Annotated in this window: 1 protein-coding gene; it reads left to right on the top strand. The window is 70.2% G+C overall.

Features of this window, described 5'->3' with window-relative positions; genetic code table 11:
• A partial coding sequence (locus SAZ04_RS23015) for an endolytic transglycosylase MltG (protein WP_332700123.1) occupies positions 1-235 on the top strand: 235 nt, incomplete at both ends.

Here is a 235-nt window from a genome sequence, read left to right as displayed (position 1 = left end):
CCTGCTGCGCCGCGCCTACGACGCGATGGACACCGCGCTCGATGCCGCCTGGGCGTCGCGCGCCGAAGGCCTGCCGCTGGACAGCAAGGAAGAAGCGCTGGTGCTGGCCTCGATCGTCGAGAAGGAGACCGGTGTCGCCGACGAGCGGCCGATGATCGCCGGCGTGTTCGTGCGCCGGCTCGAGAAGGGCATGCGGCTGCAGACCGACCCGACCGTGATATACGGCATGGGCGAG

Source organism: Halalkalibacter lacteus, assembly GCF_036663595.1.
GTDB lineage: Bacteria > Bacillota > Bacilli > Bacillales > Bacillaceae_D > Halalkalibacter > Halalkalibacter lacteus.
The sequence above is the reverse complement of the archived record's forward strand: the minus strand, read 5'-3'. Positions and strand labels throughout refer to the sequence as shown.